Annotated in this window: 9 protein-coding genes; 5 read left to right on the forward strand and 4 right to left on the reverse strand. The window is 53.8% G+C overall.

Annotated elements, in window-relative coordinates:
* The first annotated feature begins 9 nt into the window (after positions 1 to 9).
* The gene (locus AB8B02_RS18870; protein WP_439064826.1) at positions 10 to 525 is read left to right on the forward strand and encodes a Dps family protein; all 516 of its coding nucleotides are present in this window, start codon (positions 10 to 12) and stop codon (positions 523 to 525) included.
* A 606-nt stretch (positions 526 to 1,131) separates the two neighbouring features.
* On the opposite strand, the gene AB8B02_RS18875 is transcribed toward AB8B02_RS18870, so the two are convergent.
* Positions 1,132 to 1,797, reverse strand: a complete 666-nt coding sequence (locus tag AB8B02_RS18875) for a response regulator transcription factor (RefSeq protein ID WP_439064827.1) — start codon at positions 1,795 to 1,797, stop codon at positions 1,132 to 1,134.
* Between the two features lie 1,580 nt (positions 1,798 to 3,377).
* On the opposite strand from AB8B02_RS18875, the gene AB8B02_RS18880 reads away from it, so the two are divergent.
* From AB8B02_RS18880 to AB8B02_RS18895, 4 genes are all read left to right on the forward strand, one after another.
* Positions 3,378 to 4,334 carry a helix-turn-helix domain-containing protein gene (locus tag AB8B02_RS18880; protein ID WP_439064828.1) on the forward strand — a complete coding sequence of 319 codons (957 nt, stop codon included), beginning with the start codon at positions 3,378 to 3,380 and terminating at the stop codon, positions 4,332 to 4,334.
* A gap of 359 nt (positions 4,335 to 4,693) precedes the next feature.
* A complete protein-coding gene (locus tag AB8B02_RS18885; protein WP_439064829.1) occupies positions 4,694 to 10,216 on the forward strand; it encodes an AAA family ATPase in 5,523 nt (1,840 codons plus the stop codon).
* Positions 10,217 to 10,264: 48 nt separating this feature from the next.
* On the forward strand, positions 10,265 to 15,856 hold the full coding sequence (locus AB8B02_RS18890; RefSeq protein WP_439064830.1) for a trifunctional serine/threonine-protein kinase/ATP-binding protein/sensor histidine kinase: 5,592 nt from the start codon (positions 10,265 to 10,267) through the stop codon (positions 15,854 to 15,856).
* Entirely contained in the window at positions 15,853 to 16,269 is a 417-nt protein-coding gene (locus AB8B02_RS18895; protein ID WP_439064831.1) for a response regulator, read from the forward strand. The genes AB8B02_RS18890 and AB8B02_RS18895 overlap by 4 nt, the downstream gene beginning before the upstream one ends.
* A gap of 44 nt (positions 16,270 to 16,313) precedes the next feature.
* Here AB8B02_RS18895 and AB8B02_RS18900 read toward each other — a convergent pair whose 3' ends face one another.
* From AB8B02_RS18900 to ybaK, 3 genes are all read right to left on the reverse strand, one after another.
* Positions 16,314 to 16,778, reverse strand: coding sequence for a nuclear transport factor 2 family protein (locus tag AB8B02_RS18900; RefSeq protein ID WP_439064832.1), 465 nt, complete (start codon positions 16,776 to 16,778; stop codon positions 16,314 to 16,316).
* A 106-nt stretch (positions 16,779 to 16,884) separates the two neighbouring features.
* On the reverse strand, positions 16,885 to 17,922 hold the full coding sequence (locus AB8B02_RS18905; RefSeq protein WP_439064833.1) for a quinone oxidoreductase family protein: 1,038 nt from the start codon (positions 17,920 to 17,922) through the stop codon (positions 16,885 to 16,887).
* Between the two features lie 250 nt (positions 17,923 to 18,172).
* A complete protein-coding gene (ybaK, locus tag AB8B02_RS18910; protein ID WP_439064834.1) occupies positions 18,173 to 18,646 on the reverse strand; it encodes a Cys-tRNA(Pro) deacylase in 474 nt (157 codons plus the stop codon).
* Positions 18,647 to 18,827 lie beyond the last annotated feature (181 nt).

Consider the following 18,827-nt stretch of genomic DNA (forward strand, 5'->3'; position numbering starts at 1 on the left):
AGAAATGATATGGATAGATTACTCGTCACTCCCGGTAGCGCTCTTGTTACACCGACCAGCCTCTCCCGCGAATCTGTACGCGATATCGCGGCGGCGCTTACATTGACCCTCGCAGACATCTTTGCACTGTACCTGAAAACCAAGAATTTCCATTGGCACATGTCAGGACGGCATTTCCGCGACTACCATCTAATGCTTGACGAGCAGGGCGACCAGATTTTCGCAATGACGGATCCGGTTGCAGAGCGCGTACGCAAGATCGGTGGAACAACTCTCCGATCAGTCGGCCAGATTGGCAGGATACAGCGTCTTCTGGATAATGATGCCGACTACGTCACACCGCTCGACATGTTGGCAGAGCTTCGCGATGACAATCTATCACTGGTTCGGAGCATGCGGGAGACACACAGTCTTTGCGACGAATTAGGTGACGTCGCAACGACTAGCCTATTGGAGAATTGGATTGACGAAACGGAACGACGCATCTGGTTCCTCTTCGAGTGCAGCCGCGACACTCGCGAATAGCGATCGATGTGGTCCACTGGAATCTCACTACAGCTGCCAGTGTTGGTCCCGGCGATCTGCAGGACTGAGTGCACTCCCAGCGATAGAGGATCGTGTGATTCTATTTTTAACGCTTCTCCTCGGCTTGGCATGCGCATTCCGGCCGTCGGTCCCCCTTGCCGGGCTCGCCCTAGGTATCTCTTCGGGGGCGCTTCCGCTGCCAGCCGGCTTACTCTCCTTTTGGTCTTGGCCGTGCGTGCTTTGTGCGCTAATTGCTGCGACGTTCATAGATTTTTTCGGAAACAACTCCGACCGATCCGATTCGGCTAAGCGTCCGTTCGCTTGTGTATGCAGCATTGTCTCCGCTGCGATCTGCGGCGCGACGGTCGACTCGATCGCGAATTTGGAGTTTCTTGGATTCTTAGGTGCAATGTTGGGCGCGCTATCAGGCTTGCCGCTCCGCAGCATCGCGGAGCGCGAGATGCAAGTAAGAGAGGCTCCGTTGCCGAGAACCATGCCAGGGGATCTACTTGTCGTATTTCTAGTTTTATTTGTAGTCGCCGCGCTGTCATGAAGTTAACGGAGAACCGACCTCATGCCCACGTCATCAAGCTAACGCCACCCAAGCTATTCGCTTGCGAGGTCTATTTGAGTGTCGTTCGATCGCGCCTTAATCACCGGCAGCGCTCGAAGCTTGGCAGCCATGTTCACCAGATCGGCAAACGTGCGTGCCCCCATCTTATGCATGGCTCTGCCTCGATGCGCCTTCACGGTGATCTCACTGATGCCAAGCTCGCTCCCGACTTGCTTATTCAGCATGCCGATCACGACCAACGCCATAACTTGTCGTTCACGACGACTCAGTGAGGCGTAGCGTTCCAGTAAAGTTCGCGTCTCTTCTTCCGTGTCACGAGTCGCATGACTGCGTTCCAACGCGCCGCGGACGGCGGACAGCAAGGCCTCATTACCAAACGGCTTTGTCAGAAACTCTATCGCTCCAGCTTTCATAGCGCGCACCGTCATAGGCACGTCGCCGACACCGCTTATGAAAATGATTGGCATGTCGATCCGATCAGCGGCAATTTCGGTTTGCAGGTCAAGGCCGTTCAAATCCGGAAGTGAAACGTCGAGTATTAGACAACATGCTTCAAACGTGCGTGGACGCGACAAGAACTCTCGAGCAGTGGCGAACGTTTCCGGTACCCAGCCTTGATGGCGGATTAAATCCTCCAGCGACTCTCTCACGGAGATGTCATCGTCTACCACAAACACGATAGGACGAGATTGCGACATAGAGGATGTTCTCGCTCCGGGACTTGCGTAAACCGTACATTTTCATGTCCAATCGTCGCATGCAACCCCGCGACTTATACGTGCGCCTGGCCATTGCTCTACTTCTAGATATCGCCGATTGATGAAAACGTGAGCACTCGACCTGCTCCTTCAGGTGTGTGTTTAGAGAAGGTTAGTTAGTCTGAGCCAGCAACATTGGAAGCGTCGCACGAAGTGTCGTACCGACTGCTCGAGGCACCGCGCTTCATGCGACATTGTGAATCACGTTTACCAAACCGCGCTCGGCCGGGAAATTCACTAAGTGTGGAGGACGTAGGCTCATCAGCACGCAACCAGTTCTGATCAGCGGTGAATTTAATGAACGCGAGATAGTTCGCTGCGAGCGATCGTGTTGCGAGGCGCCATTGCTTCAGCTTCGTGAAGAACCGCTCGGCCCGAGTCTGCGCGCGGTACAGATATAGGTTAGGCAGACCGGGTTTTTCTAATTCTATTTTAGGACTGTTCGTCAAGCTCCTTGCAGGCGGGCAAGTTCACCCATTCGGTCGGCCGTAGCCGCGATCCGCAAACAACATCGTATTGAGGAAACAACGCGCTGAGTAGAGCCGAACAAAGCCGATTGCCGTCTGCTTCATCGAGCCCAAGGGCAAGAGGGACCGGGAGGGCATTTGTTTGGGGGCCACCGCCGCTGCATCTTGCTGACGACCCCCCCCCACGCAAGCTACCACGTCTGATTATTCAGCTGCTGAATATCCTATGCACTTGTCACGCGCACGATGGTGGATCGATCATCCGCATGCTGACATGCGGCCAGCCACTCTGTGATCTGATCCGGAGCCCATCCTACCGCAAGAAGAGAAGCGCACGAGAGCGCATGGCCCAACCTGTCATCGGGCAAGCGAAGGGCAATTACACGCCGCGTCCCGCGCGGTTGGTATGGCAACATCGCTTGATCGCGGTACATTCACAATCACGAACTATTCGAGCCAGCTTCAGAGCTCGACTCGCGTCTCGGGCAACGTCATCAACTTCACGAATGCGCCTGGCGCTATCGCTAAGTGGCGGGCCAGCTGACTCTCCAGGATCCGTACGTGCTTCGACCGAATCGGCAGCGCCATTAGCGGCCTCGCGCAGTTCACCGGCGGACGGCTCGCCCTCACATCGTCGTATGATGATCCCGCGGCGGGACGTGTCGGCGTAGGCCCAATACAGGTTGTCACGTTGTGTCACCTACCGATTCAAGAGTACATCTATAGCGTGGTACATGACAGCAACAAATGTTGAATAGACGGTTACGTACCCGCGATCGAGCCGAGGACGGCACTTGCATGTAGCTGTTTAATCCGCCGTTAAGCCCACGCTCTTGAGCGAATCCCGGCTGACGCTCGATGCACTTTTATTGATCGTAGTATGAGGCCAGTACGACGCCGCGTTTCCCCGCGCATCGTGGTCGCCGACCCGTCGGCCTCCCACAATGTCACACCCGACACCAAAGTATTGGCGACACCATCGTACAATCGTCTCTCGCTCTCGCTCGCCTTATGTTCTGCGACGAGATGTTAAATCGGCGAGGAGCAGCGATAATGAGCGAAGCGGCCTTTGACCAAGATCGATGTCACCAGACTCACGTGAATCATGAGCATGTTCTTCACAACGAGTCGGCGTGGCCCACTCTCTTTCATTCCGGTGACAGAAACACCGATATTGCGGTCACGCGTTGGCGGCGGCCGCAAAACCGTTTTTTAAAGGAGCGCTCCGTCACGCCACGCGATCGATTTTTCGTCGCTATTGCTTTAAAGCCCACGCGTATCGAGCTTATGCGCGGTGCTCATACGATTTTTGACGGCACTATGCCGACCGGCACTCTTTACGTGAGCGGACCATCTAAAGAGTTGTTGGCAATCTTTCATGAACCGTTCGACTTCATCCACTTTCATATTCCAGCTGAATTATTCTTCGCTGGCGACGTGGGTAACGAGATCCTTCCTACGGAGCGCTTGAATGACTTGATTTTGCTTCGCGACCCGTTGGCAGAACAGCTAGCGCGATCCTTGGATGACGATGGAATTTATGCAGAGAGTACGTTCGCGCGCAGTGTCGCTCAGACGCTTGCACTCTACCTGGCGCGCTGCGCGTTTTCCCATGCGCGATCCGGCGTACTACCAAAATGGCGCCTCAAGCGCGTTGAGGAATACGTCCGAACGCATTTCGATCAACGGATACGGTTGTCCGATTTAGCAAGGGTCTCTGGCCTGTCACGGATGCACTTCGCCGCCCAATTTAAGGCCGCTACGGGATACAGACCACGGGAGTATCTTTTGCTGCAGCGTGTTGAACAAGCCAAACTTTTGTTGGCAACTACCAAAATGCCTTTGGTGGAAGTCGCCCTTACAGTTGGATTCTGTACTCAGGCTCACTTTTCGACCGTCTTTAAGCGCGTCGTTCGCGCGACTCCCGCGCGATGGAGATCAGCAGATCGAGAGACGCCACCCCAGCCAACGTCCGCTTCCAGAGACGTGCTCTTGCAGTCTGGCGTTTGATTCCGCTCTCCGGTTTGATGGTGGCAACCTACCGCTCGATCAAACTGGCGGAGCGGGAAGAGGCTCCCAAATAGGGCCATTTGAGGAGAACATATCAGGAAAGCGACACCATAGTATCGGTAGCACAATACTTCGCAGTACTTATAATGCGGCCTGTACTGGAGACGATCCTCACAGTGTCTCATACCTCTCCGAGTTCACGGCGTTCTGGAATGCATGACCGAGGATATGGCAGAAGGAGGAGTTGGTTCAAATGTCGCCCCTTCTACCAACATCTCATGTGGCACCGATCTTAGAGAGTCCGTCATCTACTTCGCGGAATCCAGTAACTTTCATCGACAGATGAGGGACGGGAATGCATGCTCAGAGCTACGTCTTTTGGAGCTACAGAAGACACCGAAGCCCCGCAAATCTTGTGGGAGGAGGACGGGCTCACATACTTTCGAGTACGGCGGCGCGATGCGGACCATTTCAACTGTTTATGCGTGATTCCGACGGATGAAGAGAGTCGTCCAGAAGTCATCGACCGGCTAACTCGCGAATTCGAACTGAGAGAGTCCCTCGGCTCCACTTGGGCCGCCCCTCCCCTTGAGCTAGTGCTTACCCAGGGTAAAACCATGCTCGTGCTCGAGTCGCCTCGTGGGCGGCCGCTGCACGATCACATTGACGGCATGATGGATGTCGAGCGTTTCCTTCAACTTGGGATCGCCATTGCTCAATCGATATGCCTGCTACACGCAGGCGGTATAGTTCATAGAAACATTAAACCATCGCATCTTCTGGTCGATGACGATACCGGCGTGGTCCGGCTGACCGGATTTGGTCTCGCGTCCTTGCTCTCGCGGGATCCCGAAATACGTAGTGCTCCTCAGTTCATAGCAGGCACCCTACCATATATGGCACCGGAACAGACCGGGCGGATGAACCGCGGGGTCGACTTCCGAGCAGACTTATATTCTTTCGGCATAATTCTCTATCAGGCACTGACGGGGCGCCTTCCTTTCCAAGCGGCAGATCCAATGGGGTGGATTCATTGTCACATCGCCAAGATGCCGCCACCGCCGCATCAGATCATAGAGTCAATTCCGCATCACGTTTCAGCAATCATTATGAGACTCCTGGCGAAATCTCCTGAAGACAGATACCAGACAGCGGCCGGCGTGCAGGATGACCTGTTAAAATGTCTCGTTGCTTGGAAAGAACGCCAATCTCTTCAAGATGTTGAACTTGGCCGTTACGACATAGACGATCGTCTTTCAATACCAGCGACGTTATATGCGCGTGCGCCGCAGCTCGCCGAATTACGATCGGCATCAAGCCGGGTGGCGCAGACCGGCACTCCGGAACTTGTATTAATCACCGGGAGCGCCGGTATTGGAAAGTCAGCACTGGTACGAGAGCTAAGCAGAAGCCAGCATCTCTCAAACGGCTTCTTCGCGGAGGGGAAGTTTGATCAATATAAGCACGATATCCCGTATGCAGCATTGGCGCCGGCATTCCAAAGCCTAGTCCGCCAACTTTTGAACAAATCTGAAGAAGATCTCTCGACATGGCGTAGAGAGCTAAGCGTTGCACTCGGGTCAAACGGCCAGTTAATGGTCGCTTTGATTCCGCAGCTCGCGCTCGTAATCGGCGAACAGCCGCCCGTACCGCCCGTTGGACCTACAGAAGCTCGCGCTCGATTTCACAGCGTCTTTCAAAACTTGCTTCGTGTGTTCTCAAGCAAAGAACACCCGCTCACGATATTTATCGATGATTTGCAGTGGCTTGACCTTGCCACGCTGGACTTCTTGAAGCATCTAACGACCAAGCCGGGAACCGATTACCTACTTATAGTCTGCGCCTATCGCGACGATGAGATAACTAGCGTTCATCCTCTGTCAAACATGCTCGATTCGATTCAGGAGAGCGGCGTCTCGGTATCTAAGCTTCAGCTCCCGTCATTGACGGCCGGCGAGGTGTTGATCCTTCTGAGGGATACTCTCGGCGGGGGTTATACCGACGATGTCCACGCGCTCGCTGACCTTGTTCGGGAGAAGACCGGTGGAAACCCCTTTTTCGTAAGACAGTTCATCGTAGAACTCGCGGTAGACGAATTAATTACGTTTGACCGGAGCTCTCTGATTTGGCGGTGGAACCTTGATGGAATTCGATCCAGGAACATTAGCGACAACGTGGTTGATCTCTTAGCAGGAAAACTCGACCGACTGCCCATTGAAACGCGCGACGCACTCGGACATTTGGCTTGCTTGGGCATATCCGCAGAATTTACAACGCTTCTCGCGATTACAGAGCTCTCCGAGCAAGAATTGCTTTCATCCCTTCAAATCGCGATAGATTCCGGTCTTTTGGTTCGTACCGAAGGATCGATCAGCTTAATACACGACCGGATCCATGAGGCTGCATATGCTATGGTTGCCGGAGACCATAGAGCGAGCATTCATTTAAAAAACGCCCGTGCGATTGCGTCAAGCACAAAACACGAGGACCTTTACGATAGAATTTTTCTTCTCGTTGATCAGTTTAATCGAGCGAATGCCGTACTCGATTCCGCCGCGGAGCGCTTGGAGATCGCAGGATACAACCTGATTGCTGGAAAACGGGCAGCGACGGCCACCGCCTATTCTTCTGCCCTCCATTACTTCAGTTGTGGAAGAGCCCTGCTACCAGCGGACAGCTGGAGCACCCATCGCGATCTAACATTCAATTTAGAGTGGCTTCAAGCAGAGAGCGAGTTTGTAACAGGCGACCTGCGCGCTGCCGAACGACGGCTTGCTATTATCGCTCTTGAAGAATGCACAACTTCACAGCAAACTCAGACCGTCTGCCTCCAATTGTTGGTCCTATTTACAAGCGGGCAATATGACAAGGCCATCGCGATCGGCCTCGATTGGCTCGAACGACATGAAACCCCGCTGCCGCGCCGCCCGACCCACGAAGATGTCCAGCGAGAATACGAGCACATGCTCGGCACTCTCAAACGTTCATCGATAGAGCAGTTCGGCGAGCTTGCGCCAATGGCGGCACCTGTCCATCTCGCAACGATCAGCGTTCTCAATGAATTGTACCCCGCGGCAGTCACCTCAGAAAACACGTCCACGGCACTCGCCGACTTGGTTATCTTACGGATGACAAACTTATGTCTCGCAAATGGAAATTGCGACGCCTCGAGCGTCGCTTATTCCGCACTTAGCCTCTTTCTCGGCTCAAGATTTGGCGATTACGAAACTTCCTTTCGCTTCGCACGGCTCGCTTGCAACCTCGCGGACCGCGGCGGATCCGATAGATCCAAGGCGCGCGCGTATTCACAAGCCGCGTCTTTCGCCATGCCGTGGTTCATCCCCTTCCGGGAATGCAGGGCAATGTTAGCCCAAGCTTTTGCACTTGGGAAAGCAACGGGTGACACAGCTTTCGCAGTTTACACTCTGCGCCACCTCCTAACAAACTTGCTCGTCTCCGGGGTTCCGTTGGATGAGGTACAACAACGATCGGAAGAAGCGCTTCTCTACGTTCGATCGGCAGGATTCGGAGCAATTGCCGAGCGCTTCGTCGGTCATCGCTGGTTAACCGGCGCGCTACGGGGCGAATCTACAGACGTCACTGTCAATGACGATTGGGCTCGTCAAAATGTGACCGGACAGCGCGGCCTCGCGCAACTGGTAAGCTATCATTGGATCTTTAAACTACAGGAGCGCTTTCTTGCAAACGATTACGAAGCAGCAATTGAGGCAGCCAGCTTTGTTGAACCGATCCGATGGGCGATGTTGTCCGGCTTAGAATTGATGATTTATGAGCTTTATGCCTCTCTTTCATACGCGGCGATGGCAGAGAACCCGTCTGACTTACGTCAAGGCGAATACGTGCAAGCGTTCAAAAAGCACGCTCATCGAGTTGGCGAACACTCCATCGGTTGTCTTGACAACTTCGCCGATTGTCGATCACTCGTATTTGCTGAGCTAGCACGGATCGAGGGTCGCGATTTAGATGCCCAACATCTCTACGAAGAAGCGATTCAACTAGCACATAAGAGTGGCACACTTCACATCGAAGGCCTTTCTTGCGAACTTGCAGCACGGTTTTACCGATCGCGCAACTTCGAACGAGTTTCCATAGTCTATGCGCGCGATGCGAAGTCCTGCTTTCGGCGTTGGGGAGCAACTGTCAAAGTGCGCCATCTGGAACAGTTGTATCCTAGCCTAAACGGCGAACAGCACGCTCCGAAGTCGACCAGCACCATCCTTGCGCCGATTGAACATTTAGATTTAGCGACGGTCATAAAGGTTTCCCAAGCAGTCTCGCGCGAGATCGTCCTGGACAATCTCGTAGCCACTTTGGTTCGGCTAGCAGTAGAATACGCTGGTGCGGACCGTGGACTGTTAATTTTATCACGTGGGAAAACACATCTGATAGAAGCTGAAGCTTCTATTACCAACGGCAGCCTTGATGTTGTCTTTCACAAAGCAGCAATTACTGCAGAACGGTTATCGGAGACGATGTTTCACTACGTGGTACGGACGAGGGAGAGTGCTCTGGTACAAGACGCCGCGAGCGATCAATCATTTCAGCCCGACGTATATACCAGCACTCATGACGTACGTTCCATCCTCTGCATGCCGTTACTCAATCAATCGCGATTGCTCGGGGTTCTGTATTTAGAGAACAGTCTTATTCCCAATGTGTTCACGCCGTCCAGGGTGGCGGTGCTTGAGCTGCTCGCGTCCGCGGCGGTGATCTCGTTAGAAAACAGCCGCCTATACGCGGATCTTCAAGAACGAGAAGCAAGGATGCGACGACTAGTCGATTCAAACATCATTGGCATATTCATCTGGGGAACGGACGGCATAATCACGGAGACCAACGACGCATTTCTCAACATCATCGGGCATGAGCGAAGCGATTTCGGCTCAAGGGATATTCATTGGCGCGACCTTACACCGACAGAATGGGTGGCGAAGGATGAAGAACGGCTTCGATCTCTGAACCGCTCCGGCATGGTAACGCCCTACGAAGGAGAGCTTCTCAGGAAAAATGGCACTCGCGTTTCTGTTTTAATCGGCGCAGCGCTATTCGACGAGGCACCTACTCAGGGAGTTGCTTACGTTCTTGACCTAACCGCACGCAACAACGCGGAACAGGCCGCTCGGGACAGCGATAGGCAATATCACGAACTCCAATTACAGCTGGTTCACGCAAACCGTGTCGCAACGATGGGCCAACTCTCAGCGTCAATCGCTCATGAACTCAATCAACCGCTATCAGGCATAATGACCAATGCCGGTACTTGTCTCTCGATGTTAGCGGACAAGCCTCCAAATGTCGGCGGTGCGTCGGAGACAGCCCGTCGAACGATCCGTGATGCTCAGCGAGCTACCGATGTAATAACGCGTCTCCGGTCACTGTTCTCGAATAATGACTCGCACACTGAGATTCTTGATTTAAGCGAAGTGGCGCAAGAGGTGCTTGATCTATACTCATCTGAACTTCGAAAAGAAGGCATACTAGTTCATCGAGATCTTTCGAATGACCTACCCGATATCTTGGGAGACCGCATTCAGCTGCAGCAGGTAATTCTCAACTTGCTACAGAATGCCTTTGACGCGATGAGCTCTCTAACCAGTGACCGCAAACATTTGGTGATCAGAACCGCGCGTGACAGAGAGTATCAGATTATTCTGAGTGTGGAAGACTCTGGGACAGGGTTCGACCCGAGCAACATTGAAAGGTTGTTCGACCCGTTTTACACGACCAAATCTAAAGGCATGGGTATCGGGCTTTCGGTTTGTCGATCGATCATAGAGCGGCACTCAGGTCGACTATGGGCGTCGTCCACCCCCGGAGCGGGAGCAACATTCACATTTTCTCTCGTGGCGCAGGCACATTAAAACGCGGCAGAATATTCTTTAAGATATGCAGTCGCTCAGGTGGTTCGGATGACCCAAGAGTTTGATCAAGAACTGGATTCGATGGCGGGCGGAACGACCGCCCAACTGCTGTCGACCGAACTCAGGTTTGAGCCAATTCGTGCGGGAGAGGCATCGACGCTATATCGCGCGCATTCCCCATTCGGACGATCCATGCTAGCAATCGTCGCGAGAAGTGATGCTCCGTTTATTCGCGCCGCGAATCGTTTAAAAAAAGAGTATCGGATTTCAAACGAGCTTGAGCCGGACTGGGCTTTGCGCCCAATTGCTTATGTTCTTTACCAAGATCGACCGACGCTTTTATTGGAGGATCCCGGCGGGGAGCCCCTTGACCAAGTTCTTCTACGCATGCGCCGGCCGCTAACCGACTGGTCCCATCCCTTATCGCTAGCATGCTCCATAACCGCCGCCGTCCGGAAGATGCATGAGCACGGTGTTACACACAGGGATATCAATCCGCAAAATATATTCGTCGATGAGGCCGGGGGTGTTCGGCTGGCTGGATTTGGCTTGGCCGCAGGGCGATCATTCGACAACGTGGACTCGGCGGCCGGCGACGTCATCGCAGGAACGTTCGCATATATGGCTCCGGAGCAAACGGGCCGGGTGAATTGGCCTGTCGATTCTCGAAGTGACTTATACGGCCTCGGAATTACGCTCTATGAACTATTCACTGGAACGCTGCCCTTCACAGCCAAAGATGCCACCGAATGGGCCCATTGCCATATAGCGAAGAAGCCGCCTTTGCCTGCGGCGCGGTCACCCGGTATTCCGGCGGCGATTAATCGCATCATTCTGAAGTTTTTGGTGAAGGATCCGCTTGAGCGATATCAGACCGCAAGAGGTGCGGAGAGCGATCTCACCCGCTGTTTACTGGATTGGCGAGAGAACTCTTACATCAACGACTTTGAGCCCGGCGGAAATGATATCTCTGATCGGCTCTCGATCTCGAAGACACTCTACGGTAGAGATCGCGCGCTCGGGCTGCTAACAGCCGCCGCTGATCGCGTCATAACTACAGGCTCGAGCGAGCTGATCCTCGTATCGGGCAGCGCAGGAATTGGAAAGTCGTCGCTGGTTAGCGGGCTGCACCGAAGCCTCAAGGGGCGCGGCTTGCTGTTCGCCACCGGTAAATGCGATCAATACAAGCGCGATATACCGAACGCGACACTCGCTCAGGCTTTCCGCGGGCTGGTCCTGCAGCTGCTGACAAAGACAGACGAAGACCTCGCCCTCTGGCGAAGCGAACTTGTTTCGGTACTAGGCGCCAATGCGCAGCTCATGATTGGTTTGGTACCGGAGCTCGCCGTCGTTCTCGGCGAACAGCCGAACGCGCCCCCGGTCGATCTTCGTGCCGCGCAAGCTCGATTTCACCTTGTCTTTCGAGCTTTACTACGGGTGTTCGCCAAGCCCGAGCATCCGTTGATACTTTTTATAGACGATCTACAGTGGTTAGACAGTGCGACACTCGACTTTTTGAATCGACTTTTCACCAGCTCAGAGTTGCCACACATTCTTGTCATTGGCGCGTATCGCGATGACGAAATAGGTGACAATCACCCGCTGCTCCAAGCGCTGGAGACTGTTCGCCCCTTTCAAGGTGCTGTAACCAATGTGCGCTTAGGCCCGCTCACCACACGGGACCTTACGATCTTGCTCTCCGACGCGTTAGGTGCGAGTACCGACGACGTAAGCTCACTGGCCGATCTCGTGAACGAAAAGGCTGCGGGAAATCCTTTTTTTTCAATTCAGTTCCTCCGAGAGATTGCGTCCGAGGGGTTTCTAAGGTTCGACCCGCATCAAGCCAGGTGGACGTGGAACCTCTTCAGTTTGCGCGATAAGGAGATGACAGACAATGTCGCGCATCTGATCGCCGCTCGAATTGGGCGCTTATCGAGCCAAGCGCGTGAGGCATTGAGTTATCTCTCGTTGCTAGGGAACGCGGCGGATGCCCATACAATCTCACTAGTGCGAGGCAGTAATCCTGACGATATTTGCGCTGCCCTACAGTCGGCGGCCGATGCGGGATTAGTACAATCCGCGGAAGGTGTGTTCTCCTTTGTACACGATCACGTGCAAGAAGCCGCCTACGCTTTAATTTCAGACAACGATCGAATCGCCTGCCACGCAAGTGTCGGCTGGCTTTTACTCTCCCGACATTCATCATCGGAACTAGAGAAGAATATATTTGAAATTGTCGCCCAGTTCGAACGTGGCTTCGCCGCGATCGAGGCCGGCCCTAGAAGCGAACAGGTTGCAAGACTGTATTTCATCGCGGCCATGCGTGCCAAGAAAGCTTCCGCCTTCAGCTCAGCAAGCAATTATTTCTCCCGCGGCCGGCAGCTGCTTAACGCGGGCGGCGGCGATCCGCTCAGTGATTTTCTCTTCCAACTCGACCTTAATCACGCCGAATGTGAGATTGCGACGGGCGAATGGACTCTCGCGGAGACTAGGCTTTCGTTGCTTTCTTTACGCGCCATTTCCTTGTCCGACCGCGCTGGAACTGCCTGTCTTGCTATGCTGATGCACTTCACACGCGGTCAAAGCGAGCGCGCGGTCCGGGTGGGTTTAGATTTCCTTTCCAAGGCGACTATGTCGTGGCCGGCTCAACCGACGTCCGCAGACGTCGACCTCGAATATGCAACAATGCATCGGGACCTCGGCGGTCGCTCTAGCGACGCGCTTCTTGCTCTACCAGAGATGACCGATCCAACAATTCTCGCAACGATGGCTGTCTTAACGGAGCTGTTCCCCGCTGCGTACGCGGTTGACCGGCACCTGATGGAGCTCGTGCTACTGCGGATGGTGAATCTCAGTTTGCAATTTGGTCACTGCGCGAGTTCTGCGGTTGCTTACTCGGCTATCAACATGGCGACAGGTATCCGATTTGCTGATTATAAAACAGCGCACACCCTTGGTGCAGTCGCTCTTAAGTTGGTAGATCGACACGATGCCGACAGGTACAAGGCGCGGGTATATTGCTGCCTTGCCGCATTTACCGTTCCGTGGAACGCGCACATCGCCTCGGCAAATGCCTTGACGGTGCACGCTTCACAGATCGGGGCTGCCATGGGTGACTTTGCCTTCGCAGCTTACAATTCTCGAAATCGTATCACTCATCTGTTGATGTCAGGGACCCTCCTCACTCAGGTGCAGCAGGAGGCAGAGCAAGCAATCTCGATCGCGAAGAGCGTCGAGCTCGGTCTTCCAGTAAACAGGTTCTTCGGACAGCTGCGGTTAGTCGCGGCGCTTCGCGCAACCGGGCCATCGCGAGAGGACAATGATTGGGCCGTGAAGGACCTTGAAGGGCCGCCAGGCCGTGCCATGATGGCTTGCTATCATTGGGTTTTTCGTCTTCAAGAGTATTATTTCACGGAAGACTACAATGCTGCCTTGAGTGCAAGTTCGCGCTTGGATGACGTCATATGGGCGATGCGTTCTTCGGCGGAGGAAGCCGAGTATATTTTCTTTTCCGGACTTACGAAGGCCTCCGCAATCGACCGTAGCTACCCAAGAGACCGCGATGAACTTTTCGATTGCCTGTCGGCGCATTGCGATCGGCTCACGACCTGGGCATGCATTAACCCGTCTACATTCGAAAGTCGTGAGGCCTTGTTGAGAGCCGAGTTGGCTCGATTGCAAGGCCGGGAGCGCGACGCTCAAAACCTCTACGAACAAGCAATTCGTCTCTCTCGTTTGAACGGCTTCATCCAAGTCGAAGCTCTTGCTCACGAGCTGGCTGGCCGATTTTACAAATCGCTCAACTTAGTCAGCGTATCGGACATCTTTATACGAAACGCATATGATTGTTACGACCGCTGGGGGTGCGTTGTCAAAACTCGTTTACTTGAGCGGCGCCACCCAGATATCCGCAGAGGCGCTTCCATGACCTCGGTCGAAGTTCCTTTGGCGCATATCGATGTACAAGTTGTGGGGAGAGCATCTAAGACTCTATCGAGCGAAATGGATCTTGAGAACCTTATAGAAAAGCTCATGCGCTTAGCTCTTGAGCACGCTGGCGCGGAACGTGGGCTCCTTTTGCTACTCGATGGCAATAAGTTAAAAATCGAAGCCGAGGCTGTAACTGAACAAGGGTCTGTCAAAGTACAGGTGTCAAAGCGCGAGCTCACGCCAGTCGATCTGTCCTACGCCGCCGTTCAATACGTTATCCGTACGCAAGCCCCTATTGTGTTGGATGGAGGCGCTGGTCCGGATCTGGTCGAGATCGATGATTACTTGGAGAGTTGGCGGCCACGTTCGATTCTTTGCCTACCCATCATTAAGACAGTTGACGTGATTGGCGTGCTATACCTGGAGAATTCCATGACAACACGCGCCTTTACGACGGATAGAGCTTCAGTTTTAGATTTTCTTGCATCGCAAGCAGCAATTTGGTTGGACAACGCACGGCTGTATTCAGATCTGCAACGCAGCGAAGCTTGGTTGCGAGAGGCCCAGCATTTGAGTCTTAGTGGGAGTTTCTACTGGCACGTACCGACCGATGCATTGGAGTTCTCAGAAGAGATGTACCGCATCTGTCAAATTGCACCGGGACAATCCGTGACCATTCGTCTTTTGGAAAGCCGCGTTTATCCCGGCGATCTTCTCGACTTTCACAAAATGATAGAGGATGCTCGCGCTACCGGCGCCGACCTAAATAGTCGGTTTCGGCTGCTCTTGCCCGACCTCTCAGAGAAGCACGTCCACCTTGTCGCCCATAGCGGGCGAGCTAAAGACGGCGGCCTGCAATACGTCGGCGCAATTCAAGACGTTTCCCGCCAGCACCTGTCACAGCAAGCTCTCGCCAAAGCACGATCGGAGCTGGCTCATGTGTCGCGAGCCACGACGCTTGGAGCGCTGACTGCCTCGATCGCCCACGAGGTAAACCAACCGTTGCTCGGCATCGTTACAAACGCCACGACCTGTCTTCGTATGCTAGCAGCTAGTCCCCCAAATATTGAAGGCGCTCGCAAGACGGCAGAAAGGTCGGTGCGTGACGGGCATCGAGCGGCTGACATGATACGACGGTTGAGGAGCTTATTTGCCGGCTCCGGAACCGTCAGAGAGCCAATAGACGTGAACTCTGTCGTCCGCGAGGTGATTTCCCTAGTTATGACGGAACTGCAAAGCAGCCTGGTCGTTCTAGATATCCGCCTTGCCGCCAACATACCTGTAATTTTGGCAGACCGCGTACAGATTCAACAAGTCATCCTGAACCTGTTGCTGAATGCTTCCGACGCTATGCGGTATATAACGGGCCGGCCACGAAAACTGAGCGTCGTCACGCGGCTTAATGAAGGCATATCGATCAGCATCGAAGTAGCAGACTCCGGCACAGGCTTCGATCCTCAAACAGGAGACAGAATGTTTGACGCTTTCTACACTACAAAGGTCGACGGCATGGGAATGGGATTATCCGTAAGCCGATCGATAGTAGAAAGCCATGGCGGACGCATTTGGGCATCGCTGAACAACGACGGTCCGGGCGCATCGTTGTTTATTTCTCTTCCCACAAGAACATTCGGAACAGCGACCGTCTCAGATCTTTCTGCCAGCCTTCAGTATGACAGCGTGCCTTACTTGAATGTTGAGATACAATGATCAACTCACCGCTGCTCATTTCGTTAGTAGACGATGATGAATCCGTACGGGAATCATTGCCGGATCTGCTCCGTGAACTTGGTTTCGCTGTCGAGACGTTTTCTTCCGCAGAAGATTTTCTATCGACTGAGCGAGGACAGCGGGCGGATTGCTTGATTTTGGATGTGGCCATGCCTGGAATGACGGGCCCTGAACTCTATGAGGTATTGAGGACGCGTGGCATACACCTTCCGGTAATCTTCATAACGGCGTACGCCGCCGAGACATTAACGCCGCGACTACAGAATCTTGGCCCCGTACGATGCCTGTTCAAACCGTTTAGTGACACATCACTTTTCGAGGCTATTGATGCAGCGCTCAAGAATGGACCACCATCCTGTCCGACTAAACCGCTCACGCCTAGCCGATCCTGACGTCGCCAGTTCGAGTGCATTTCGTCCGAATTCTTTCGAACCAGTCACGATAATGCATTCCGCGGGTCTGGCTCTTCGGGCTGGAACTCCAAAATTTGACGTTCCAAGTTCAATTCAGCTAAAAGCCATACGCCTTTTTTTTCCTGCCAGATTTCATGGTAGTGGCCGTAGCCGCGCATTGTTCGGGGCGATCGATCGATTCCGCGTGGAAACACCAAATAATCCTCCATCGCCCATATCGCAGAAACCGAACCTTGCGAGAGCTCTCTCAGCTCGGAATTGCACACCCGATGACTCGTTCTAGCGCCGGCTAGCGCAGCAGCCGACAACTCGATCATCGCTTTAGCGGACGCAAATTCGTATAAGATCTCGCCGCCGGCACCGAAAAACTTGAACTTTGCTTCCGGCATCATCAATCCTTCAAGCTCGTCCCACAGCTTGCTGTCAACATATCTGCAATATCGGGCTTTGCTCATGCGTATTGCTTCCGCGATTTCAAACGAGATCATCAGATCACCTTTTTAAGTTGACGCCATTTAATAACGGTCGGCGCACTGGGTTCCTCAAGCATTACGCCTGACGCTCCGAAGCAGATGCGTTGGGCTCTCTCATGCGTTAGCCTCTTTTGCGATCACGCGGGGGCAGCTCGTCATTTGCGCGACCAAACTCATGGCGTTCATGATCACCGGGAAACAACAGCAATTTTCCGGTGGTTCGTCGTGATTGCAAATCCCGATGTGCTTGCGCGGCGTCCGCTAGCGAGTAGCGGCCACCGATCTTCACTTTAAGGTCGCCAGCACGTATCCAATCAAACAGTTGCTTCGTCCGTCGAAGGAGGTCTGACCGCGTCCTTACATGATGCATCACGATCGGATAGGTCACGTGAATGCTTTTGGGCAGATCGGTGACGTCAATTGGCTTCAGTGGCGCGAAAAGCGGCCCGTAGTAAGCCAAGACACCATGATAACCGAGCGCGGCAACGGAGCCCCAGAAGGTTGTAGCACCAGATCCATCATAGGCTACATTGACGCCCTCGCCTTCGGTCAAAAGCAGAACCTCATCTGCGAACCCTTGCGCCGTAGATGTAATGACAGCGTTCGCACCTGCAGACTGCGCGGCTTCGATCTTTTCATTGCTGGAAACTCGCCCGATCGACCTTCCCCCGAGTAACTTAATCATCTGCGTGACTAAGAGGCCAACCCCTCCAGCTGCGGAATGGACGAGCGCGGTTTTACCGGGCCCAATAGCAAACGTCTCGAAAACAAGATGACTTGCAGTCAGACCTTGCATCATTAAACCGGCTGCCGTCTCGAAATCGATGTCATCGGGCAGTGGAACGAGTGCGCTGGCTGGTGCAACAATCTGCTCGGAATAACTACCCCAAACGAAGTACCAAGCGACGCGGTCACCCACCTTCAAGCAGGTCACGTCCGCCCCGACTGCGATAACTGTCCCAGCTCCCTCGACTCCAGGGGTCAGAGGCAATGTCGTGTTACCTCGTGCGTATCCTTCTCTTGTACCTACATCCATGTAGTTCACACCAACAGCAGCGACATTTACCACGACCTCTTTATAGGACGGCTTAGGCTCCGGTAGCGCCTCCACGCGCAAGACTTCTGGACCGCCATGCTCTCTTATAACGATCGATTGCATTTACGCTTCCCTATACGAGACTGGTCTCACTAGGCCTGCTTAGCCTCTAGAGTCCTCCTTTTCTTCGATAACACGCTAAGAACTTTCCAGAATGCACGATCCCGAAAATGACACGGGTTCACCGCATCGTGGGCGTGTTCGCTCGCGCGTCCAACGTGCTCTTCATATAGATCATCGCGACATCGCACTGAGTTCAGGAATACCATCCCGGAGTCCTATGCTGCAGCCGGGCTCCGCTCGGTTGAATACGCTACGCGGTGAGCGGATGCGCGAGCGCATCTAATGCTTGGAGCGCATCGCTCGCACGGATCTCAACCTGGAGGCCACGTTGGCCTCCATTAATAAACACGGTCTCATGTCTAAGCGCAGCTACGTCAATTACGGTGGGCACGCGCTTCTTCTGGCCGAACGGGCTAATGCCGCCGATCGAGTATCCAGTAAGTCGTTCCGCTTCTGAAGTCCGCATCATTCTCGCGGCTTTGCCCTTGAAAGCTGAAGCGAGCTTTTTCATGCTTACTTCGCTATCCGAAGGGACTAGGACGCAGATTGGGCTTCCGTCAACTTCCGTCATAAGGGTCTTCAACAATCGCTCGGGAGGAATACCCAAAGCGCTGGCCGTCTGTAGGCTGATGCTTTTTGCAGTGGGGTCATATTCGTACAGGTGGATAGTGAAGGAAACGCCCAACTGCTTCAACGCTTGCGTAGCGCGCGTCACCTTTGACATGCTTGCCTCTCATGCTGCTAATCGTTTCTTGAACTCCGCCACTTTTAATGACCGCGCGAGAGCTATTGCTGCTACGCTCGATCGTTCGATATATCTTTCATATCCACACGGCGCTCTCTAACGCCTGGGCCTCCGCACAGATCAGGGACTTCCGGGTAAAACATCGCGCCATTGACAACGT

Origin of the sequence: Tardiphaga sp. 862_B3_N4_1, from assembly GCF_051811085.1 — a bacterium.
In the GTDB taxonomy this organism is placed as follows: Bacteria; Pseudomonadota; Alphaproteobacteria; order Rhizobiales; family Xanthobacteraceae; genus Tardiphaga; species Tardiphaga robiniae.

What these genes read in the sequence shown, in the direction of transcription:
- AB8B02_RS18870 (WP_439064826.1), top strand. Translation starts at nt 10, where the DNA reads ATGGATAGATTACTCGTCACTCCCGGTAGCGCTCTTGTTACACCGACC.
- AB8B02_RS18875 (WP_439064827.1), bottom strand. Translation starts at nt 1,797, where the DNA reads ATGTCGCAATCTCGTCCTATCGTGTTTGTGGTAGACGATGACATCTCC.
- AB8B02_RS18880 (WP_439064828.1), top strand. Translation starts at nt 3,378, where the DNA reads ATGAGCGAAGCGGCCTTTGACCAAGATCGATGTCACCAGACTCACGTG.
- AB8B02_RS18885 (WP_439064829.1), top strand. Translation starts at nt 4,694, where the DNA reads ATGCTCAGAGCTACGTCTTTTGGAGCTACAGAAGACACCGAAGCCCCG.
- AB8B02_RS18890 (WP_439064830.1), top strand. Translation starts at nt 10,265, where the DNA reads ATGACCCAAGAGTTTGATCAAGAACTGGATTCGATGGCGGGCGGAACG.
- AB8B02_RS18895 (WP_439064831.1), top strand. Translation starts at nt 15,853, where the DNA reads ATGATCAACTCACCGCTGCTCATTTCGTTAGTAGACGATGATGAATCC.
- AB8B02_RS18900 (WP_439064832.1), bottom strand. Translation starts at nt 16,778, where the DNA reads ATGATCTCGTTTGAAATCGCGGAAGCAATACGCATGAGCAAAGCCCGA.
- AB8B02_RS18905 (WP_439064833.1), bottom strand. Translation starts at nt 17,922, where the DNA reads ATGCAATCGATCGTTATAAGAGAGCATGGCGGTCCAGAAGTCTTGCGC.
- ybaK (WP_439064834.1), bottom strand. Translation starts at nt 18,646, where the DNA reads ATGTCAAAGGTGACGCGCGCTACGCAAGCGTTGAAGCAGTTGGGCGTT.